The following is a 19875-nucleotide window of genomic DNA, read 5'->3' as shown; positions in this document are numbered from 1 at the left end:
TCACGGGCGTGGGGCCCGCAACGGGTTTGTGCGCCTTCTTACTTCACGGATTCCAGGGCACCCTCGACGGCGGCGGGCGCTGCCGGCACCAGCGGCAGCCGTACGGCGGGTGTCGGTATCCGGCCACGGGCGTGCAGCACCGCCTTGATCACGGTGGGGTTGGGCGCGGCGAACAGCGCCAGCGACAGCCGCGCGAGCCGCCGACCGGCGGCCCGGGCACCGGACACGTCCCCGTCGCGCCACGCCTGCACGAGCGCCGCGAAGCCGGCCGTCTCCACGTGCGCCGAGGCCAGGACGCCGCCGTGCGCGCCGAGCGCCAGCAGCGGTGAGAGGAAGGCGTCGTCGCCGCCGAGGATCGCGAAATCCGGGGGCGGGTCGGCCAGCAGCGCGACGGTCTCGTCGTCGATCCCGCCGGCGGCCAGCTTCACGCCGGCCACGTTGTCCAGCGCGGCGATCCGGCGCAGGGTCGCTGCCGACAGCGGCTGCCCGGTCCGGTACGGCACGTGGTAGACGAGTACGGGTACGGGGCTGCTGCGGGCGTACGCGGAGAAGTAGGCGACGACGCCCTCCTCGCCGGGACGCACGAACGGTGGCACCAGCGTCAGCACCGCCTGGGCATCGCCGGGCGGCGGCACCACGAGGGACGCGCCGACGACGAACGGGGCCTGCCGCTGCCGGCACACCCCCGCGATCACGTCCACGACCCCACGCTGCTCGTCGGGGCTCAACGACCCGGGCTCGCCGGTCGTTCCCAGCGCGACGAGCCCGTGCGCGCCGTCGTCCAGCAGCTCCCCGGCGAGCCGATCCAGGGCGTCGTAAGCGACGTGACCGCCCGCGTCGAAGGGGGTGATGAGCGGGACGTACACGCCGGTGAGAGTCATGCCCCGACCCTCGCGCGCCCCGACCATCAGGTCCAGTTCAGATTTGTACGGTGATGCGTAAGCTCACCTGATGCTCGACGTACGCCGGCTGCGGCTGCTCTGCGACCTGGACCGGCTCGGCACGATCGCGGCCGTGGCCCACGCGCACAGCTACACCCCGTCGGCCGTGTCGCAGCAACTGTCCACGCTCGAACGCGAGGCCGGTGTGGCCCTGCTGGAACGCACCGGCCGGCGGGTCACCTTCACCGCGGCGGGCCGGGTCCTCGTCGCCCACGCCGAGACGGTCCTGGCCGCGCTCGAACGCACGACGGCAGCGCTCGCGGAGGTGTCCGCCCAGCTGACCGGCCCGCTGCGCATCGGCGCCTTCCCGACCGCGGTCCGCACCCTGCTGCCCCCGGCCCTGGTGGCCCTCGGAGGCGACCACCCGGCGCTGGAGCTGCGCGTGACGGAACTCGACCCGGTGGCGGTCCCCCGGGCGCTGCGCGAACGGCAGCTGGACGTGGGCCTGGTGCAGGACTACGACTTGGCCCCGGCCGAGCCGGATGCCGGACTGGACACGACGCCGCTGCTCGACGAGACGGTGCACCTGGCGGTGCCCGCGGACGCGCAGACGGCGACGATCCCGGCTGCCCGCGACCATCCGTGGATCGTGGCGACGCCGGGCACGCTCTGCCACACGGTGACGCTGCAGGTGTGCCGCGCGGCCGGGTTCACGCCCCGGACTCGGCACCAGGCCGACGACTTCGCGACGGTCCTGGCGCTGGTCGCGGCCGGTCAGGGGGTGTCGCTGGTGCCGGATCTCGCCGTGGCCGGGCCGGGCACCGTGGCCGGACCGGGCACTGCGGTGCCGCCGCCGGGGGTCAAGCTGGTCGCCTTGCCGTACCGGCGGCGCACGTGGATCGCCTACCGCAAGGGTGCGGCCGCCCACCCGGCGGTGACGGCCTTCGTCGCGGCCCTCCGCGGGTGTCTTCCGCCCCGCACGTAGGGTCACAGGTGATGAGACTCACCTACTGTCCGGACACCTCCGCCGCGGACTGGCTCGTCCGTTCGGGCACACCGGCCATGCGGTTGATCACCTTCGGGCCGGCGGTCTTCGAGGCCTTCGCCCGGCTGCGCTTCATCCCCGATCCCACCGTCCCGGGCCAGGACGAGACGGACGTCGAAATGCCCGACGACCACCCGTCGGACATCACGCAGACGCGCCGGGCGTTGCACCTGCTCGCAGGGTTCACCTCCACTCCGCAGGAGTGCTACTTCTGCGTGTGGGAGGGCTACTCCGACATTCCCCTGCCCCCGCACGGGCCGCTGGTCGAGATACCGCATCGCCGTTACGCGCTGCTGCGGGGTGCGCTCCACGACATCGACGCGTGGGAGACGGATCTCGGCGGCGGGCACCCGATCGCACCGCCCGCGTTCGTCTGGCCGGCCGACCGCCGCTGGTGCCTCGCCGCCGACGTCGACCCGCACTGGGCCGGGATCGGCGCCGAGCGGGCCGCCGTCGACGCCCTGGTCGCCGATCCGCAGCTGGACGTCGTCCCGGCCCAGCCCGCCGACGACCAACCGCTGTACTACTGAGGGACCCTCGTCATCCCTTCGGTCCTGCCGCCGGTTTCCGCTGGTCCGTACCGTCCCGGTGATGATCTCGTGGGTCACGGACGCGACGGCGCGACGGCGTCGTCCGATCCTGATGGCCGGCGTCGTGCTCGCCGTCGTCCAGGCGATGCTCACCGCGTCGGCTCCCGGGACCGTCTCCACGCTGGCGATCGTGGCGTTGCTGGTGGTCATTGTCGTCTGCATGCCGCGCCGGGCGGCGTCCGCGGCGTTGGTCGTCCGGGCCGAGTCCGCCTCCTTCACCGCACCCGCCGGCGTGTGGCCGGTGTATTACGCGCTGTGCATGCTCGGCCGGCCGACCGCCCGGACGAGGTCCGCCTGGGATGCCTCCGGCCGGAGCTCGTCCGCCGCAGGGGCCTGGTGTGGAACACGACGCGGATCCAGAGCGCGCACGTCGACGTCCGGTTCCTGGCGGCGGCCATCCGCTACTACGCGACCCGGCCCGAGCAGCAGGTGGCGATCGGCACGGACGAGGGCTATCGGCGGCTGCGGGAAGCCGTGATCTGAGTGGTTAGCTGATCGGGTGCAGCGCCGACATCCGCCGATGATCACCCAGTGTTCGGCGGGTCACTGACATTCATAAGCCAAGTGTGACCGGGTCGGCGGGTATCCCGGACGTGAGCAGGTCGGTCAGCGGTGTCGCAAGGTCACGGGGCGAGAACAGGTCAGGTCCGGTGTAATTCGTGATCTCGGAAAGCCGCCACCATCGAAAGGCAGCGATGTGCTCGGCGGCGAGTTGGTCGTCGGTGAACTCGCCTTGCGGCTCGAAGTGGGTGGCGCGGATGAGGAAGTAGTCGTTGACTATGCCGTCGAAGCCGGGCGCATGATCCGCGGCAATGACTACTTGATGCCAGACGTGCGGCGGGTCGATGGCGGCGACCAAGCCGGTTTCCTCTCGCAGCTCACGGCGCAGCGCGGACAGCCCGTCCTCACCTGGTTCGATGCCGCCACCTGGAGCAGCCCAGACGACCTGCGCCCCGTTCGGCACCGCCGGGTGCGGGAAGACGAAGCGGCACAGCAGGACGCGATCATCCTCGTCGAGGATGATCGCGCGGGCGGAGGTGCGAAGGTTCAGCGACACGGCAGGCTCCTGATCCTGTGCGGGGTGCCGTCGGGAGCAACCCGGGGAGCCGCCGAAGGTCCAGCCAGCTCGGATTCTTTCCGCAGGGTTTTCTTGTCAGGTGTCGGTGGCGTCCGCCGGCCCCGCCGGACGCCAGCCTCTGCGGCGGCCGTGGCGGACCGCGCCAGCCAGCAACACGACCAGCACGACCACCCCCGCGCCCGCGCCCGCCAAGACCAGGGACATGTCCTGAGCACGCGCGCGCCGGGCCGCCAGCGCCGCTGCCGCCGGGTCCTCCGTGTGCAGCACCACCGGTGCCGGGGCTGCGGGCTCCTCGGGGCCCAGTGTCTCTGTCAGCGCCCGGTACGGGTTGACCACCCCGTACCCGTACTCGTCGCTGTTGGCGCCGCCGGGGGCGGGGTCGGCGGTGGCGAGCAGGCGGCGGGCGACCTGGGGCGGCGTCAGGTAGGGGAAGCGTTGCTTGATCAGCGCGGCCGTTGCGGACACGAACGGTGTCGCGTAGCTGGTGCCGTCGCCCGAGGTGTGGCCGGAGTGGCGGGCGGCGAAGGTCACGCCGACGCCGGGGGCCACCACGTCCACGTAGCGGCCGTGCTGGGAGAACGCGCCTCGGACGCCGTTGACGTCGATGGCGCCCACGCCGATCACGCCGGGGAAGGCTGCCGGGTAGGGCGTGAGGTTCTTGTCGGTGGCGCTGCCGTGGTTGCCCACCGCCGCGACGACAACCACCCCGCGGTCGATCGCGCGGGCGACGGCGGCGCGGACCAGCTCGCTCTCGTCCGTCATGACCAGGGACATGTTGATGACGTCGGCGTTGCCGGCGGCGGGGTCGGACGCCCAGTCGATGGCCTGGGCGAACTTGGCGGGGCTGGTCGGCTCGGTCTGCACGGCCTGGCCCGGGGTGTCGGTCTGCTCGCTGACACGCACCGGCACGATCGTCGCGCGCGGGGCCAGGCCGCGCATGCCGGCCCTTCGGTCGTGGGTCGCCGCGATGATGCTGGCCACCGCGGTGCCGTGGCCGACGCAATCCTGGCGACCGTCCGGGTTCCCGTGCAGGAAGTCGTGACCGGCGTCGACCTGCCCGCGCAGCTGCGGGTGGGTCGCGTCCACGCCGGAGTCGATGACGGCGACGCGCACGCCGAAGCCGGTCGCGAACGGCGCCAGCCGCTCCGGTGCGTACATCTGGGTCTCGTAGGGCGTGGCCTTGCTGACCTGGGCGACGCCGGGTGGCCGACACTCGTTGGCCTTCGCCTGTGCCGGGGCAGCCGGCAGCAGCGTGGCGGCCAGCGCCGCGACGGCGAGCGCCGCCCTGGCGAATGCCGCCTTTGTGAGCCGTGTCCCGATGTGCATGCCTACCCCCGTGCAGCGATCGGATTGGATGCTACCGAGGTGGGGGCCGGGACGGGGAGCCGCGGCCGATCGGTGAGCGGATCGTCATGATTCGGTGTGAGCGGGGCCGCGATTGACCCGCTCACCGGCGCGCCGCTAGGTTGTGGGGACCATCTGCGGCGTCGTGAGGGAAACCGGTGGAATTCCGGTGCGGTCGCGCCACTGTGAACGGATCCGTCCCGGGTTCGTGAGTCAGGACGCTCACGCGTCGCAGGCCTGTCGATCCGGGACGCGTCATCCCGCAAGGAGGTCTGATCCGTTATGCCCAAGGTCCAGTCGGTTCGTCCGCTCAGCCCGGCCACCGTCTCCCCCCGCGTGTTGTGGACGGCGGTCGGCGTCGTGGCGGCCCTGCTCATGCTCGCCTACCTCGTGGCCTTCGACCAGGGTGCGGTGTCGCAGAGCGGCATGTACCTGCACGAGCTCATGCACGACGGCCGTCACCTGCTCGGCGTGCCGTGTCACTGACGCCGGCCCGCAGCGCTCCCACCTATGGGGCGCTGCTGCTGCGGGGGTTGCTCGCCGGTCTCATCGCCGGACTGCTCGCCGGTGTGTTCGCATACGCTGTCGGCGAGCCGAAGGTCGACGCGGCGATCTCCATCGAGGAGGCCGCCGCCGCGCACGAGCACCCCGGTGAGGCGGCCACCGCGGCCGACCATCACGACGACGAGGAGCTGGTGTCCCGCGACGGCCAGAAGGGCGGCCTGTTCCTGGCCACGGCCCTGTACGGCATCGCGATGGGCGGCCTGCTCGCCACCGCGTACACATTGCTGCGCCGCCGGCTGCGCACGGAGCACGACTCGCGCGCCGCGCTCGGGCTGGCCGCGGCCGCGTTGCTCGGGCTGGTGCTCGTGCCGTTCGTGAAGTATCCGCCGAACCCGCCGGCGGTCGGGGATCCGTCCACGATCGACCAACGCACGATCAGCTACCTCTCGATCGTGGTGATCGGCCTGGTCGCGGTATGGGCCGGGGTGCTCGCGTTCCGCTCGGCGCGCGCCGGCGCCCCGGAATGGGTACGCGCAGCCGCGGGCCTGGCGGGCTTCCTGGTGGTCGTGATCGTCGGGTACGTGCTGCTGCCCACCGTCGACGAGGTGCCGGCCACCTTCCCGCCCAGCCTGCTCTGGAACTTCCGGATCAGCTCGCTGGGCACCCAGGTGACGTTGTGGACGGTGCTCGGCCTGGCGTTCACTGCGCTGCTGTCCCGGCTGGGTTCCCGCAACGCCGCCACAGCGCCCGAGCAGTCGGAGACCGTGCCGGTGTGAGTGGCCTGCGGCTGCTCGCCTGCGCGCCGACGGCAGCCCTCCGGGGCGGACGGTTCGGCGGCGACGAGGACATCGACGAGGGTGGCCGGCGGGCCGCCCTCGCCATGTCCTCGCCGGGCCGCGGCGATTTGTGGGTGTGCGCCCCGTCGCGGGCGGCCCGGGAGACCGCGCAGGCGCTGGGCCATTCGGCGATCGCGGAGCCGCAGCTGGCGGACCCGGACTTCGGCCGCTGGGACGGGATGAGCCTGGACGAGGTGGCGGCCGCCGACGGCAAGGGGCTCGAGCAGTGGCTGACCGACCCGCAGTCCGCTCCGCACGGCGGTGAATCCCTGGCCCGGGTCCGCGAGCGGAGCGGCTCCTGGCTGGACGCGATGGCCCGCCAGCGGGTCGTGGTGGTCGCCCACCCGGTCGTCGTACGGGCGGCGCTGGTGCACGCCCTCGGGCTGCCGGACGAGGCGGTGTGGAACCTCGACGTGGCACCGCTGTCCCTGACCCGGCTCACCCACCGCTCGGGCCGCTGGCGCCTGCACTTCCCCGCCGCCTGAGGCGCCATCAGGCTCAGCCGAGAGCCTCCCGCGCCCATCGCGCCACCACCTCCAGCACCGGCGCCCGCCCCGCGAACATCGCCGCGGCGTCACGCGTGTCGTAGGCACCTTTCCGCGGGCTCTGCGCCGCCGCCATCACCATCCGCGGCGCCAGCCAGTGGTACTTCGCCGCCCCCGTCACCTTGACCGCCCGGGTGATCGTCGCCTCGTCCACCGCTCCGCCCAGTCCCCGCCGGTACCCGTCGACGACCGCCGCCACCACCTCGTCGAGCAGCGTGATGTCGATCAGCCCGTCGAAGAAGCTGTCCAGCGCCAGGTTCGCCACGTCCTCACCGATGGCGCCGGGACCGGCGAACGCCCAGTCCAGCAGCACCGGCCCGGACGTACCCAGGATCAGGTTCATCGGCCACAGGTCGTGATGGCACAGCGTCCGGGGCAGCCGGTCGGCCTCGGCCAGCAGCTGCGTCCGGCGTTCCCACACGGTGCGCAGGTCCTCGCGCAGCCGCGGCGACCATGCCCGCGCGACGGCCGGGTGGTTCCAGTCGGGGTCGTCGCGGACCGGCTGGGCGCCGGTGTAATCGCGCAGCCAGTCGCGGGCCAGCCACGGTTCGGCCGGCGGCCGGCCCAGCCAGCGGGCCTGGCCCACCCCCATCCGGTACGCGACGTCGCCGAGCTGCCCACTGCCGCACGCGGTGCCGGGCGTACCGGCGACGTCCTGCAGCCACAGCGCCACCGAGCCGTCGGGGCGTTCCTCGGTCGCGAGCAGCTCCGGCGCGGACAGGCCGGCGTCGGCGAAGGCGGTGCCGGCCAGCCCGCTGCGGTACGCCAGCAGTTCGCGCCGCCAGTAGTTCCAGTGGCCAGGGTCGCCGGAGGCCTGGAAATGCGCTGCCGCCGCGGCCCGCCCCGGCGTGGAGATCTTCAGCACCGCGCTGCCGCCGTCGCGGTGCACGCGCCAGATGCCGCCGGTGGCGCCGTTGACGGTGTTGTGCGGCAACTCTTCGGCGCGGCTGTCCGGGACCAGATCCGGCGGCGGTATCGGCACGACTGAGCACCGTATCGCGGCGCGGTTACCGGGTAGGGACCGCCGGCGGCATTAAGGTCGGGTCGCGATGGCTGAACACGACGTTTCCTCCGTACCGCGGCAGACGATCGACGCCGACGAGGCGCCCGAGACGCGCCCTTGCGCGCATTGCGGGCGGCCGGTGCCGCAGCGTTCGTCGGCGGGCCGCCCGTTCCGGTACTGCCGCGACAACGACGGCGAGTGCCAGAGGGCCTCGCGCAACGTGCGGATGCGGCACCGTTCGTCGCCGGGCCTGGCGGGGCAGGTGGCCCGCACCTGGGAGGTCGTGGACCGGCTGGACCAGTTGGTGGTCACGCTGGGCGAGGCGTTGCACGCCGAGATGTCGCCGGCCGGGGTCGAGCGGCAGGTGGCCGAGGTCCGCGCGGAGACCTCCCGGCAGATCGCCGCCGCGCACACCGAACGCGACGACGCGCGTCACGACGCCGACCGGGCCGCGGAGGCGGCCGCGACGGCGGTGCAGGAGGCCGTCGTCGCCCGGGCCGAGCGGGACGACGCCCTGCAGGCGGCGCAGCGGGCCCACCGGCTGGCGGAGTCGGCGGCGGCCGAGTCGCGCCAGGCCGTCGCGGCCCGGGACCAGGCGCAGGCGGCGGCGAGCGGGGCCGCCGCCCTGCAGATGCAGGCAGAGACGGACCGCGATGCGGCGCGGCGCGAGCGGGACGAGGCCGTCCGGGAGACCGATACCGTACGCCGGGAGCTCGCCGAGGCCCGTCACGAGTCCGCCACCCGGGCCCGCGACCTCGACCAGGCCCTGACCGAGCTGGCGGCGGCCCGTGCCGACCGCGACGCCGTGCAGGTGGCCCGGGACACCGCGCAGCGTGAGCTCGACGAGGCCCGCACCGAGCGGGACGCCGCCACGGCCGCTGTCGAGGCCGCCCGCGCGCGGGCCCAGCGGGACGCGGAGCAGGCCGCCCAGTTGCGGGCCGAGGCGGCGCGCGCCGCCGAGGAGACGGAGTCGTTGCGGCGTACCGTCGCTCAGGTTCAAGCGGACGCCGAGCGCGACCGGGCGGCGCTGGCCCGGGCGACCGGTGAGCTCGCCGCCGTGCGGGAGGCCGCCGAGCGCGACGCGGGCGAGGCCCGCAGCCGGCTGGAGGCGGCCCGCTCGGACGCGGACAGCGCGCACGACCGGGTGGCGCAGCTCTCGGCTCAGGTCAGCGATCTGGCGTCGGCGGTGGCAGCTCTGGGCACCGCCCGTTGACGCGTCGGCCGGGAGGGCGAGCGCCGAGGCACGACGCGCGGCGGCGGGCGGTGAGCGGTACCCTGAAACGGCCGATGGCCGACAGGAACCCGGGAACTATCCGCCCGAGTGACCGACATCGCACTATCCGTAAGTCGCGCAATATCCCGTAAAGTGGACCAAGGTCCACTTCAGGACGGGGCTGAGTCGGCCGATAGGGGACCCTGCCGGTTACGCTCGGAGCGTTAACACCGTCGACATACGGCCGTCGCCGAGGAATCGCGCGACCGTCCGTTTCGTTACACCAACGGCAAGTAGCACCACGAGCGAGGGGAAAGCCGATCATGGGCGAACGCATGCTGCGCGGCAGCCGACTTGGCGCAGTCAGCTACGAGTCCGACCGCAATACGGAACTGGCGCCCCGGCAGACCCGCGAGTACCTGTGCGTGAAGGGTCACCAGTTCGAGGTGCCGTTCGCCGTCGACGCCGAGGTGCCGATCACCTGGGAATGCAAGTTCGACGGCAGCGTCGCGCGACTGGTGGACGGTAACGAGCCGGAGCAGAAGAAGGCGAAGCCGCCGCGTACCCACTGGGACATGCTGCTGGAGCGGCGGTCGATCTCGGAGCTGGAGGACATCCTCAACGAGCGGCTCCAGGAGGTTCGCACCCGCCGCGGCCGCTGACCCGCAGCAACCTGATCGCCGTTCCGCCGACGAGGGCGGGACGGCGATTTGCTGTGCCCGGAGCGGGCCCGCGGTCAGCGGTCAGCGGTCAGCGGTCAGCGGACGATCTCACCCTCGACGACGTCGTCGGCCACGGCCGGGCCGGGAGTGACCGCGCCGGCCGATGCGCGCGGCGCCGGCGCGGGTTCGTCGACCGGGTCGGACAGGCGCACCCGCACGTGCCGCGGGCCGAACAGGTCACCGGCGAGCGCCGCGGACAGGCGCCGCTCGGCGAAGCGTTCCACCACGCGCCGGGCGAGCGGACGAGCGGGCGGCACGAGCAGCAGCAGCCCGGCGACGCCGGAGACGAACCCGGGCAGGGCCAGCAGCAGGGCGCCGAGCAGACCGACGAGCGAGTTGCTGACCTGATGGCCGGGCGGGCGGCCGGCCTCCGCGGCGGCGCGGAACGCCCGCCACCCGCGGATGCCCTCACGGCGCAGCAGCACCAGCCCGGCGAGGCTGGACACGACGACGAGCAGCACCGCCCAGAGCGCGCCGAGCGCGTGCGCCACCGCGGCGAACACCGCGATCTCGGCCACCGCGAGCAGCAGCAGACCCAGCGGCAGCAGAACCAGAGCTCGACGCATGGTGGTCACCTTCCCGCGAATACCGGCCTGTCCAGCATGACGCGGCTACGCCGTCACGGCCAGGTCGACGGCTGCCGCGGCTTGCGCCCGAGCTTGTTCAGCAGGGCGTCCTTGCGGGCGGAGACACCCCACACCGTGACCCTGAGCAGCTGTTCCTTGAAGATGTTGCCGCTCATCTTGCTGACGCCGTGTTCGCGCTCGGTGAACGTGATCGGCACCTCGGCCATCCGGAACCCGTGCCTGTACGTACGCCAGGCCAGCTCGACCTGGAACGAGTAGCCCTGCGAGGCCACCGTCGACACGTCGATCGCGTCGAGGACCGGCATCCGGTACGCCCGGTAGCCGCCGGTGGCGTCCTTGAACGGCATGCCCAGCGCCATGCGGATGTAGATGTTGCCGCCGCGGCTGAGCAGCAGCCGGTGCAGCGGCCAGTTGTGCACGCTGCCGCCGGGGATGTAACGGGTGCCCAGGACGGCGTCGGCCTCGCGCAGCGCGTCGAGCAGCTTGGTCAGTTCCTCGGGGGCGTGCGAGCCGTCCGCGTCCATCTCCACGACCGCGTCGTAGCCCTTGTCCTTGGCCCAGGCGAACCCGGCGACGTACGCCGCCCCGAGGCCCTCCTTGCCGGCACGGTGCAGCACGAACACGTGGTCGTCGGCGGCGGAGATGTCGTCGGCGATGGCCCCGGTGCCGTCGGGCGAGTTGTCGTCGGCCACGAGGATGTCCACCGATGGCACGGCGCGGCGCACCCGTTCGGTGATCAGCCGGACGTTGTCCGCCTCGTTGTAGGTCGGGATGACCACGAGCACACGGCCGACCCCCGGGTATCCCTCCGAGCCCGCTGCCGTCGGGTTCGTGTCGCTCACCGTACCTCCGTCTTTCCCTCAGCCGCGGTGTCGTCGCCGGTCCTGCGGCGCCGGCGCAGCGGTGCCGCCGCGGCCAGGACCAGCAGGGTCAGCGCGACCGCCGCGAGCTCCGGCCACTGTCCCAAACGAGTGGCCAGCGTACGCGGTCCGCCCACACGCATGTCATGCAGGACCACGGCGTCCACATTGAAGCCGGTGGCGGCGTGCACCCGGCCGTCGGCGCCGGCGAATGCGGACACCCCGACCGTCGAGACCATCAGCGCCTCGCGCCCGTGCTCGACGGCGCGCAGCCGCACCATCGCCAGCTGCTGGCGCGCCTCGGCCTCGTTGAACGTCGCGTTGTTCGTCTGCACGGCCAGGATCTGTGCTCCGCCGGTCACAGTGTCGCGCACGATGCCGTCGTACGCGACCTCGAAGCAGATGACGTCGCCGACGGTCGCGGCCGGGGTGTGCAGGACGCCGGGGGTGGCACCGGCGACCATGTTCTGCACCAGGTTCACCTTGTCGGACACGACCCGCGCGACCGGACGCAGCGGCATGTATTCGGCGAACGGCACCGGATGCCGCTTCACGTACACCTGGTCCAGGTCGGGGCCGGTGACCGGCATCCACAGGATCCCTGCGTTGCGGATCTCCCCCGGCACGTCGCCGCGCAGCACCGCGCCGACCAGGATCGGCACCCCGATCGCGCCGGCCGCCGCGGCGATCTGCTGGGCGGCGTCCTGGTTGCGCAGCGGGTCGATGTCGCTGGCGTTCTCCGGCCAGATCACCAGGTCCGGCTTCGGCTTGCGGCCCAGCCGTACTTCCTCGGCGAGCTTCTCGGTGGCGTGCACGTGGTTGAGCAGCACCGCCGCGCGCTGGGCGTTGAAGTCCAGCCCGAGGCGGGGCACGTTGCCCTGCACCACCGCGACCGTACGGGTCTGCCCGGCCGGCGCCGCCGTCGGCACGAACGCCGGGCCGGCCAGCAGCGCCGCCAGCACCACCGCGAACCCGGCCGCGGGCAGCCACGTGCGCGGCCGCCAGCTGCGCCACGCCAGCGCCACGAGGGCCCCGCCGGCTGCGGCGACGGCGAACGTCACCAGCGGCGCACCGCCGAGCACCGCCAGCCGCAGCGCCGGCGCGTCGTCCTGCGCGAACGCCAGGCGCCCCCACGGGAACCCGCCGAACGGCGCCCGGTCCCGCAGCGCCTCCTGGCTCACCCACAGCAGCCCGATCAGCAGCGGCCATACCGCCCGTACCCGGTCGGCCAGCGGCGACAGCCACGCCGTCGCCATTCCCAGCAACGCCAGGTAGCCGGCCTGGGCGAACGACAACAACATCCACGGGAGCCAGCCGGCGGCGATGCGGGTCCAGTCCAGCAGCGGCACGAACAGCACCAGCCCGGCGATCAACCCGACGCCGAGGCCGGCGCGCAGCCGCCGCCGGTGCGCCGCCGCCGTCAGCAACGCCACCGATACCGGGGCGAGCCACCACAGTCCGTAAGGGGGGAACGACAGCAGCAGCCCGGCGCCGGCGCCGAACGCCAGCACGACCGACACCCACAGCGGCAGCGGCCGGGGGCGCGGCGGCACGGTCGCGGCGGCGCCCGTCGGGGCCGGTGTCGGCTGAAGCGTCAACAAATCCACCCGCGGAAGGCTACCTGGCAGGGATCACGAAACTATCGCGCCGCCAAGTCCCCGAGAACCGGAAATCGGGGCGCAGCCCGCAGACTGCGCCCCGATTGCTCCCAGAGATCCGTTTCCGGGCCGATACGCCGGAACGATGTCGCGTGACCTTCGGACCGACCCGCCACAGGCTGGCTGCCCGCGTCGTGCCGTTGTCTACTGGCCGCACTCCATCCCCGACCCGCACCGGAAGGGCGCGGCCGGTCCGCGCCGCCCCGCCGACCCCCACCCCCTGGACCTGGCGTACGCGCGACGTTCGGGTCTCGGCGCGTGGCCAGTGAGCGAAGGAACGAAGCGAACAACAACCGCTTCCCGGAAAAGGACCCGTCGACGGTACGTCGCACCCCCGGCGCCTTGTCAACCATGTCCCGCACGGGTGGGCGTGTCGCATTCTTCGGCGTGTCCCCGGCCCGGCAGACGCCCGTCACGCACCGTTCACCACAGCCGCTCCCCCGGCGAGGAGACCCCCGTCACAGACTGTTCACCAGCGCCGCCGCCGCACGCGGATGATCGTCGGCGAGCAGGCCCGCGGCGGCCAGCACGTACTCGGTGTCGACCGCCCGGCGCACCTGCCGCGGTGCCGCCCAACCACCGGCGGTGTCACCCAGCACGGCGTCGAGGACCTCCGGCCCGCCGCCGTGGCGCAGCACTCCGCCGGAGCCGACCACCAGCCGCACGTCGCGCAGGTCACGCCCGCCGGTACGGGGCATGCCGGGCCCCGGCGAGTGGCCGCGCGCGTGCCGGCGCAGCGCGATCATCGCCGCCGTCGACGCCAGCGCCCGGTCCGTCGCCACGTCGTACGGCCGCCCGCCCGAGATGTCCGGCTCGGGGAGCTTCTCCGTGGCCGCGGCGGCGACCACACCCGCGGCGCCCACCCCGACCCCCAGGTCACCCTCGACGGTGCGGGACCGCCACAGCGTCCCGGCCACGTCGCGCTGCGGGCCGTGCGACAGCTCCGCGTCCGGCAGCAACGCCGAGTACACGTCGGTCGTAGCCCCGCCGACGTCGACGACCAGCACCCCGGCGGCGGTCTCGTCGGCCAGCAGCGACACCCCTGCCAGCACGGCGTCCGGCGTCGCGCACCGCACCAGCGACGCGAACCGCCGGCCCTTCGACAGCTTCTTGCCGCCGATGACGTGCCGCAGGAACATCTCCCGGATCGCGGCCCGCGCCGGGCCCGGGTCCAGCACGCCTATGCGCGGCAGCACGTTATCGGTCACGGTCACCGGCACGCCCCGATCGGTCAGCACCCGCGCCGCGTCCGGCCGGGCGGCCGCGTTGCCCGCCACCACCACCGGCACCCGCATCCGCGAGGTCGCCAACCGGCCCGCGTTGTGCCGCAGCGTCTCCTCGTCACCGCCGTCGGTGCCGCCGACCAGCAGGATCACATCCGGACGAGCCGCCCGCAGCGCCGCCACCGCACGCCCGTCCAGCAGGCCGGCGGCCACGTGCACCACCTGCGCCCCCGCCGACAGGCCCACCCGGTGCCCGGCCTCCGCCGTGACCAGCGACTCGTACCCGACGACCGCCAGGCGCAGCCCGCCCCCGGCCGAGGAGCACACGTAGAGCTGATCGCCGCCGCCGGCCACCTCGACCGCCTCGTCAAGACCGGTCAGCACGTCCGTGCCCGACGTCGTCGGCACCTCGGCACGCCCCAGCACCCGGCCGCTGCCCAGATCCACGCGCAGCGCCTTCGTGTACGTGGACCCGACGTCGACGCAGACAGCCGTGTTCAAGATTTCGGCGGCACGACCACCGTGCCCGTCGCGGTCACCGCCACGATCGGCTCGTCCAGAACGGAAGCCGCCGAACCGCCCGTGCCCCGGCACACCACGGTCGACGTGAACTCGATCTTCCGCGACCGGGTACCCATCTTCACCACCGTCGCGGTCACCTCGAGCACGTCACCGGCCTGCACCGGCGCCTTGAACTGCACGTCGTCGTACGAGGCGAACAGCCCCTCGTCGCCGTCGAGCTGAATGCACACCTCGGTCGCCACGTCCCCGAACAGGCCCAGCGAGTACGCCCCGTCGACCAGGTTCCCCGCGTAGTGCGCGTGCGCGTACGGCACGTAACGGCGATGCTTAACAGTGATCATGCGGTACTCCCGGTCAGCGCGTGGACGAGGTATGAGGCGACCTCCCGGGGCGTCGTACCCCGCGAGAAGATCCGGTCGACGCCGAGCTCCCCGGCCATCAACTCGTCGAAGCGCGGGCCGCCCACGATCAGCAGCGGCCGCTTGCCCGCCGGCAACGCCTCCCGGAACGCCGCGGACATCGCCCGCGTGTTCAGCAGATGCGCGTCGCGCTGCGTCACCACCTGCGAGACCAGCACCGCGTCGGCCTTCTGCGCCTTCGCCGTCTCCACCAGATCCGGCACCGACACCTGCGCGCCCATGTTCGTCACCGCCAGCTCCCGGTACGACTCCAGGCCCTTCTCGCCGGCGATGCCCTTGAGGTTCAGGATCGCGTCGATGCCGACCGTGTGTGCGTCCGTACCGATGCATGCACCGACGACGTTGAGCCGGCGCCGCAGCCGGCGCTTGATGACGGCGTTGATCTCCTTGGCGCCCAGCAGCGGGAAGTCCCGCTCGACGATCTGCACCTTCTCGGTGTCGACGAGGTGGTTGACCTTGCCGTAGACGACGAAGAACGTGAACCCCTCGCCCATCGGCTTGGCGTGCACCAGCATCGCCGGGTCCATGCCCATCTTGTTCGCCAGCTGGATCGCGGCGCCCTCGGCCCGCTTGTCGTGCACCAGCGGCAGGGTGAACGACACCTGCACCATGCCGTCACCGGTCGTGTCCCCGTAGGGCCGGACGATGCTCATGACTCCAGAGCCTCCGTCACCGGGTTGTAGTAGCCGGGCTCGTGCTTCGCGACCCCGTCCAGGCCCTTGCCCCGGTCCGCGGGCCGCTTCATGATCCCGAACGTGCCGTCGGCGATGGCGTTGAGCATCCCGTCGTCGACGACCCGCTCCAGCAGCTCCACCGCCTCGTCGAGCACCTCGTGCGCCCGCCGCTGGATGAACCCGCCCGGCGCCGGCACGAAGTCCTCGTGCAGGTTCCCGGCGCCGTTCAGCACGTACCGCACGTTCTGCAGGGCGATGTCGCGGTCCGACAGCCACGGCGTCACCACCGCCTCGGTCATCATCCCCACCAGCAGGATCCCCTGCCCGGTCAGCGCACCCACCAGGTTGAAGAACCCGTCCAGCAGGTTGCCGCGGAACACGTCACCGGTCATGTGCTTCGTCGGCGGCATCCACTTCAGCGGCGCGTCCGGGAACAACTCCCGCGCCAGCAGCGCGTGCGCCAGCTCGAGGCGGAACGACTCCGGCACCTCCGGGTTGATCTCGAAGGCGTGCCCGAGGCCCAGCTGCCAGTCCGCCAGCCCCGCCTCGTGCGCGAAGAACTCGTTCAGCAGCTGCGACACCGTCACCGTGTGCGCCGCCTCGACCGCGTCCGCCGTCGTCAGGTAGTTGTCCTCACCGGTGTTGATGATGATCCCGGCCCGGGCGTGCACCTGCCGCGAGAACCGCTGATCCACGAACGTGCGGATCGGGTTGATGTCGCGGAACAGGATCCCGTACATCGAGTCGTTGAGCATCATGTCGAGCCGCTCCAGGCCCGCCAGCGCCGCGATCTCCGGCATGCACAGGCCCGACGCGTAGTTCGTCAGCCGCACGTAGCGGCCCAGCTCCTTCGACGTCTCGTCCAGCGCCGCCCGCATCAGCCGGAAGTTCTCCTGCGTCGCGTACGTCCCCGCGAAACCCTCCCGGGTCGCGCCCTCCGGCACGTAGTCCAGCAGCGACTGCCCCGTCGACCGGATCACCGCGATCACGTCCGCGCCGGCCCGCGCCGCCGCCTGCGCCTGCGGGATGTCCTCGTAGATGTCCCCGGTCGCCACGATCAGATAGATCCACGGCCGCCGCGGCGGGTCACCCCACCGCTTGATCAGCCGCTCCCGCTCGGCGCGGCGCCGGTCCACCACCTTCAGACCCGCGTTGGTCGCCCGCCGCGCCGCCCGCCGGGCCGCCGTCACGTCGGCCTTCTTCTCCGGTACGCCGAACCGCACGGCCCCCGCAGCAGCCTTCTGCGCCAGCACCGTCACATCGTCCAGCCCCTCAGCGGCCAGGGCATGGAACACCGGCACCGCCACCCCGTGCCCCAGCCCGACGTCCGCGCGCACCGCGTCCACCAGCCGGTTCACCCACGGGATCCCGTCGGAGTCCGCACCGCTCACCCCTGCCAGGCGCAGCACCGCCCGCTCCACCGACACGGTCGTGTGCGACCGCGCCAGATCGACGACCGGCTGCCCCGCCCGTACGGCGAGCTCCCTCGCCCGCCGCACGACCTCCGGGTCCAGACCCAGCTTCCGCACTGTCACTCCTCGTAGATGGTCTCGCCGGACAACACCGTCCGGCGGCACACCGGCCGCGCCGGCACCTCACCCTCGACCCCCGGCAGCAGCGCCGGCAGTCCCCCGTCCAGACCCGCCGGGGTGTCCCACACCGCGAACGTCGCCTGCGCACCCGGCGCCAGCACCCCCGCGTCGTCCACCCGCGCGGCCCGCCAGCCGCCACGCGTCGAAGCCCCGAACGCCGCCCGCACACTCATCCGGTACACCGGATTGCGCGGGGCCGCCGCGGCGACCACCGCCGCCCACGGATCCAGCGGCGTCACCGGCGAATCCGAACCGAACGCCAGGGTCACCCCGGTCGCGTACATCGCGCCGATCGGGTTCGACGCCAGCGCCCGCTCCACACCCAGCCGCTGCGCGTACATGCGGTCCGCGCCACCCCACAATGCGTCGAAAACCGGCTGGACGCTGGCCACGACCCCGAACTCGACCATCCGGGCGATCATCGCCTTGTCCGCCAGCTCCACGTGCTCGATGCGGTGCCGGCCCTCGCGGACCCGGTCCACCCCGACGTCCTTGGCCGCGATCGCGAAGCCCTCCAGCACACTCTCGATGGCCGCGTCCCCGATCGCGTGGAACCCGCCCTGCACACCCAGCCCGATGCACTCCAGCAGGTGCGCCCCGGCCTGCTCCGCCGACACGAACGCCTCACCGCACCCGGGGCCGTCGGCGTACGGGCTGCGCACCGACGCCGTCCGCGACCCCAGCGCACCGTCCGCGTACAGGTCACCGGCCGCACCCACCGCGCCCAGATCCTTCGCCCGCTGCGCCCCGCCCAGCTCACCCCAGTAGCCGAACACCCGCGGCAGGCCCCGGCCCGACAACGCGAGCACCGACGCGAAATCCTGCTCGCTCGACGTACCCGGACCGGCGCACTCGTGCACCGCCGCCACACCGCGCGAGGCCGCCAGCCGCAACGCCGAACGCTGCGCCGCCTCCCGCTGCGCCGCCGACAACGCACCCAGCGCCACCGCCCGCACCGCATGATGGGCCTGCTCCCGCACCCACCCCGACGGCGCGTGCCCCGGCACCCCCTCGATGCCGGGACACGCCGCCAGCATCGACCGCGACGCCAGCGCCGAATGCACCGACGCCTGCGACAGATACACCCGCCGCCCGCCGGCGACCCGCTCCAGCTCATCGGCGTCCGGCGGCGTCCGCTCCACCCACGTCGACTCGTCCCACCCGTGCCCGTGCACCACCGCGTCCGGGCCGCGCGTACCGGCGAACGCCGCCACCGCCGCCAGCAGCTCCGGCGCCGACCGCACCCCGGACAGGTCCAGCCCGTCCGCCGCCAGCCCGGTGTCCGTGGCGTGCAGATGCGCATCCACGAACGCCGGCGTCACCAGGCCGCCGCCCAGGTCCACCACGGCATCGGCCGGCGGCGCATCCGCCGCCGCACCGAGCCACCCGATCCGGCCGTCGCGCACCAGCATCGCCGTGGCCCTCGGATCCGCCGCCGAATAGAACCGGCCGTGGGTGTAGAGCACCGTTTGGGAAGTCATGACCGTCAGTGTGCCGAAACCCGCGCCTCGAACAACGCCCGCACCGCAGGAGTGCGCCGCACCACATCCAGCGCGAACTCGGCGTGGCCGGGCACGTACCCGTTGCCCACCAGCATCCGGACGTCCGCGGCCAGGCCCTCCGCGCCCAGCGCCGCCGCCGAGAAGCTCGTCGCCATCGAGAAGAAGATCACCGTGCCGCCGTCGGCCGTCGACAGGATCGCCCCGTGCTCACACCCCGGCACGTCCACGCACACGACCGTCACCGTCGCCGGCGCGCCCAGCGCACCGGTCACCGCCGCCGACACCGCCACCGGATCCCGCGCGTCGGCCACCGCGACATGGTCGGCCAGGCCCGCCGCCGTCAGCGACTCCCGCTCGGCGTCCGACACGACCACACCGACGGTACGGGCACCCGCCAGCCGCGCCGCCGTCAACGCCAGCGACCCGCTCTTGCCCGCCCCACCCAGCACCGCCACCGACACCGGTACGCCCGAATCCGCGTACTCCCGCACCACCCGGTCCGTCAGGGCCGGCGCCCCGCACACGTCGAACACGGCAAGGGCCAGCTCCGGCGCCAGGTCGTCCGGCAGCACCGCCACGACCGACCGGCCGAACAGAATCGCGTGCCCGGACGCCGGCACCTGCTCACCCATGCCGTCCCAGCGCTCCAGCCCGTCGTCGATCACGAGCGGCGTCAGCGTCAGCGAGACCAGGGTCGCCACCCGGTCACCGGCCTTCACCGGCAGCGGCGACTCCGGACCCACCTCGTCCACGACCCCGATCAGCATCCCGCCCGACCCCGTCACCGGGTTGTGCATCTTGCCGCGCGACCGCACGATCTCCAGCACCTCGGCCCGCACCGCCGCGCCGTCACCGTCATGTTTGCCGGACAGCTGCCGATAACTGGCTGCGTCCAGGTTCAAACGCTCCACACGGATCCGCACCTCGTCCGGCCCGATCTCCGGGCGCGCGTCGAGTTTCCACGCCGCCTGCGGCAGCACACCCGCCGGCTCCACGACCCGAGACAGCCCCACCGCGAACGTCATTCCCACCATCCTCACGAGAAACAAGCTGCCAGATCGCCGGTACACCGTAAAT

21 protein-coding genes and 1 riboswitch are annotated in these 19875 nt (G+C 73.0%); of the genes, 8 read left to right on the top strand and 13 right to left on the bottom strand.

Translation table 11 applies throughout. The features are described from left to right. Positions 1 to 38: 38 nt before the first annotated feature. Positions 39 to 881, bottom strand: coding sequence for a dihydrodipicolinate synthase family protein (locus AB0368_RS02765; RefSeq protein WP_366152022.1), 843 nt, complete (start codon positions 879 to 881; stop codon positions 39 to 41). A 70-nt stretch (positions 882 to 951) separates the two neighbouring features. Here AB0368_RS02765 and AB0368_RS02760 point away from each other — a divergent pair, with 70 nt between their 5' ends. The 3 genes from AB0368_RS02760 to AB0368_RS02750 all read left to right on the top strand — a co-directional run bounded on the left by AB0368_RS02760 (position 952) and on the right by AB0368_RS02750 (position 2999). After that, a complete protein-coding gene (locus AB0368_RS02760; protein WP_366152021.1) occupies positions 952 to 1866 on the top strand; it encodes a LysR family transcriptional regulator in 915 nt (304 codons plus the stop codon). Positions 1867 to 1877: 11 nt separating this feature from the next. Then, complete coding sequence (locus AB0368_RS02755; RefSeq protein ID WP_366152020.1) at positions 1878 to 2456, top strand: hypothetical protein; 579 nt, start codon at positions 1878 to 1880, stop codon at positions 2454 to 2456. 315 nt (positions 2457 to 2771) lie between these two features. Next, positions 2772 to 2999: a hypothetical protein gene (locus tag AB0368_RS02750; protein WP_366152019.1), complete on the top strand. Its 228-nt coding sequence runs from the start codon at positions 2772 to 2774 to the stop codon at positions 2997 to 2999. 70 nt (positions 3000 to 3069) lie between these two features. On the opposite strand, the gene AB0368_RS02745 is transcribed toward AB0368_RS02750, so the two are convergent. Beyond that, complete coding sequence (locus AB0368_RS02745; RefSeq protein WP_366152018.1) at positions 3070 to 3573, bottom strand: NUDIX domain-containing protein; 504 nt, start codon at positions 3571 to 3573, stop codon at positions 3070 to 3072. Between the two features lie 96 nt (positions 3574 to 3669). Then, positions 3670 to 4920: a type VII secretion-associated serine protease mycosin gene (mycP, locus tag AB0368_RS02740; RefSeq protein WP_366152017.1), complete on the bottom strand. Its 1251-nt coding sequence runs from the start codon at positions 4918 to 4920 to the stop codon at positions 3670 to 3672. Between the two features lie 168 nt (positions 4921 to 5088). Next, positions 5089 to 5160, top strand: a riboswitch (cobalamin riboswitch). Between the two features lie 60 nt (positions 5161 to 5220). Between mycP and AB0368_RS02735 the strand changes: the two genes are divergently transcribed. Genes AB0368_RS02735 through AB0368_RS02725 form a run of 3 tightly spaced genes read left to right on the top strand, consistent with a single transcriptional unit; the run spans position 5221 to position 6763 of the window. Continuing rightward, positions 5221 to 5424, top strand: a complete 204-nt coding sequence (locus tag AB0368_RS02735) for a CbtB domain-containing protein (RefSeq protein ID WP_366152016.1) — start codon at positions 5221 to 5223, stop codon at positions 5422 to 5424. Next, positions 5415 to 6218, top strand: a complete 804-nt coding sequence (locus AB0368_RS02730) for a CbtA family protein (protein WP_366152015.1) — start codon at positions 5415 to 5417, stop codon at positions 6216 to 6218. The genes AB0368_RS02735 and AB0368_RS02730 overlap by 10 nt, the downstream gene beginning before the upstream one ends. After that, complete coding sequence (locus tag AB0368_RS02725; RefSeq protein ID WP_366152014.1) at positions 6215 to 6763, top strand: histidine phosphatase family protein; 549 nt, start codon at positions 6215 to 6217, stop codon at positions 6761 to 6763. The genes AB0368_RS02730 and AB0368_RS02725 overlap by 4 nt, the downstream gene beginning before the upstream one ends. Positions 6764 to 6776: 13 nt before the next feature. On the opposite strand, the gene AB0368_RS02720 is transcribed toward AB0368_RS02725, so the two are convergent. Continuing rightward, positions 6777 to 7805 (bottom strand): phosphotransferase, encoded by a 1029-nt coding sequence (locus AB0368_RS02720; protein WP_366152013.1) that lies wholly within the window; start codon positions 7803 to 7805, stop codon positions 6777 to 6779. A gap of 67 nt (positions 7806 to 7872) precedes the next feature. Between AB0368_RS02720 and AB0368_RS02715 the strand changes: the two genes are divergently transcribed. After that, on the top strand, positions 7873 to 9039 hold the full coding sequence (locus AB0368_RS02715) for a serine/threonine protein kinase (RefSeq protein ID WP_366152012.1): 1167 nt from the start codon (positions 7873 to 7875) through the stop codon (positions 9037 to 9039). A gap of 323 nt (positions 9040 to 9362) precedes the next feature. After that, a complete protein-coding gene (locus AB0368_RS02710; protein WP_015622005.1) occupies positions 9363 to 9701 on the top strand; it encodes an RNA polymerase-binding protein RbpA in 339 nt (112 codons plus the stop codon). Between the two features lie 95 nt (positions 9702 to 9796). Here AB0368_RS02710 and AB0368_RS02705 read toward each other — a convergent pair whose 3' ends face one another. From AB0368_RS02705 to AB0368_RS02665, 9 genes are all read right to left on the bottom strand, one after another. Then, positions 9797 to 10327, bottom strand: a complete 531-nt coding sequence (locus tag AB0368_RS02705) for an FxsA family protein (protein ID WP_366152011.1) — start codon at positions 10325 to 10327, stop codon at positions 9797 to 9799. 53 nt (positions 10328 to 10380) lie between these two features. Continuing rightward, entirely contained in the window at positions 10381 to 11190 is an 810-nt protein-coding gene (locus AB0368_RS02700) for a polyprenol monophosphomannose synthase (RefSeq protein ID WP_366152010.1), read from the bottom strand. Next, on the bottom strand, positions 11187 to 12761 hold the full coding sequence (gene lnt, locus AB0368_RS02695; RefSeq protein WP_366152382.1) for an apolipoprotein N-acyltransferase: 1575 nt from the start codon (positions 12759 to 12761) through the stop codon (positions 11187 to 11189). Before lnt ends, AB0368_RS02700 begins: the two co-directional genes overlap by 4 nt. A gap of 563 nt (positions 12762 to 13324) precedes the next feature. Then, complete coding sequence (locus AB0368_RS02690; protein ID WP_366152009.1) at positions 13325 to 14590, bottom strand: glutamate mutase L; 1266 nt, start codon at positions 14588 to 14590, stop codon at positions 13325 to 13327. Next, the gene (locus AB0368_RS02685) at positions 14587 to 14952 is read right to left on the bottom strand and encodes a hotdog domain-containing protein (protein WP_366152008.1); all 366 of its coding nucleotides are present in this window, start codon (positions 14950 to 14952) and stop codon (positions 14587 to 14589) included. The genes AB0368_RS02690 and AB0368_RS02685 overlap by 4 nt, the downstream gene beginning before the upstream one ends. Then, complete coding sequence (locus AB0368_RS02680; protein WP_366152007.1) at positions 14949 to 15683, bottom strand: OAM dimerization domain-containing protein; 735 nt, start codon at positions 15681 to 15683, stop codon at positions 14949 to 14951. Before AB0368_RS02680 ends, AB0368_RS02685 begins: the two co-directional genes overlap by 4 nt. Beyond that, positions 15680 to 17233: a lysine 5,6-aminomutase subunit alpha gene (locus AB0368_RS02675; RefSeq protein WP_366152006.1), complete on the bottom strand. Its 1554-nt coding sequence runs from the start codon at positions 17231 to 17233 to the stop codon at positions 15680 to 15682. The genes AB0368_RS02680 and AB0368_RS02675 overlap by 4 nt, the downstream gene beginning before the upstream one ends. Positions 17234 to 17235: 2 nt before the next feature. Then, positions 17236 to 18777 carry an amidohydrolase family protein gene (locus tag AB0368_RS02670; protein ID WP_366152005.1) on the bottom strand — a complete coding sequence of 514 codons (1542 nt, stop codon included), beginning with the start codon at positions 18775 to 18777 and terminating at the stop codon, positions 17236 to 17238. Positions 18778 to 18782: 5 nt separating this feature from the next. Then, positions 18783 to 19823 (bottom strand): L-erythro-3,5-diaminohexanoate dehydrogenase, encoded by a 1041-nt coding sequence (locus AB0368_RS02665; RefSeq protein WP_366152004.1) that lies wholly within the window; start codon positions 19821 to 19823, stop codon positions 18783 to 18785. Positions 19824 to 19875: the final 52 nt, after the last annotated feature.

The sequence above is a fragment of the Actinoplanes sp. NPDC051475 genome, from assembly GCF_040689425.1.
Classification (GTDB): domain Bacteria; phylum Actinomycetota; class Actinomycetes; order Mycobacteriales; family Micromonosporaceae; genus Actinoplanes.
This window is presented reverse-complemented; position numbering and strand designations above follow the sequence as displayed.

What these genes read in the sequence shown, in the direction of transcription:
- AB0368_RS02685 (WP_366152008.1), bottom strand. Translation starts at nt 14,952, where the DNA reads ATGATCACTGTTAAGCATCGCCGTTACGTGCCGTACGCGCACGCGCAC.
- AB0368_RS02665 (WP_366152004.1), bottom strand. Translation starts at nt 19,823, where the DNA reads ATGACGTTCGCGGTGGGGCTGTCTCGGGTCGTGGAGCCGGCGGGTGTG.
- AB0368_RS02670 (WP_366152005.1), bottom strand. Translation starts at nt 18,777, where the DNA reads ATGACTTCCCAAACGGTGCTCTACACCCACGGCCGGTTCTATTCGGCG.
- AB0368_RS02710 (WP_015622005.1), top strand. Translation starts at nt 9,363, where the DNA reads ATGGGCGAACGCATGCTGCGCGGCAGCCGACTTGGCGCAGTCAGCTAC.
- AB0368_RS02680 (WP_366152007.1), bottom strand. Translation starts at nt 15,683, where the DNA reads ATGAGCATCGTCCGGCCCTACGGGGACACGACCGGTGACGGCATGGTG.
- AB0368_RS02705 (WP_366152011.1), bottom strand. Translation starts at nt 10,327, where the DNA reads ATGCGTCGAGCTCTGGTTCTGCTGCCGCTGGGTCTGCTGCTGCTCGCG.
- AB0368_RS02765 (WP_366152022.1), bottom strand. Translation starts at nt 881, where the DNA reads ATGACTCTCACCGGCGTGTACGTCCCGCTCATCACCCCCTTCGACGCG.
- AB0368_RS02760 (WP_366152021.1), top strand. Translation starts at nt 952, where the DNA reads ATGCTCGACGTACGCCGGCTGCGGCTGCTCTGCGACCTGGACCGGCTC.
- AB0368_RS02715 (WP_366152012.1), top strand. Translation starts at nt 7,873, where the DNA reads ATGGCTGAACACGACGTTTCCTCCGTACCGCGGCAGACGATCGACGCC.
- AB0368_RS02735 (WP_366152016.1), top strand. Translation starts at nt 5,221, where the DNA reads ATGCCCAAGGTCCAGTCGGTTCGTCCGCTCAGCCCGGCCACCGTCTCC.
- AB0368_RS02755 (WP_366152020.1), top strand. Translation starts at nt 1,878, where the DNA reads ATGAGACTCACCTACTGTCCGGACACCTCCGCCGCGGACTGGCTCGTC.
- mycP (WP_366152017.1), bottom strand. Translation starts at nt 4,920, where the DNA reads ATGCACATCGGGACACGGCTCACAAAGGCGGCATTCGCCAGGGCGGCG.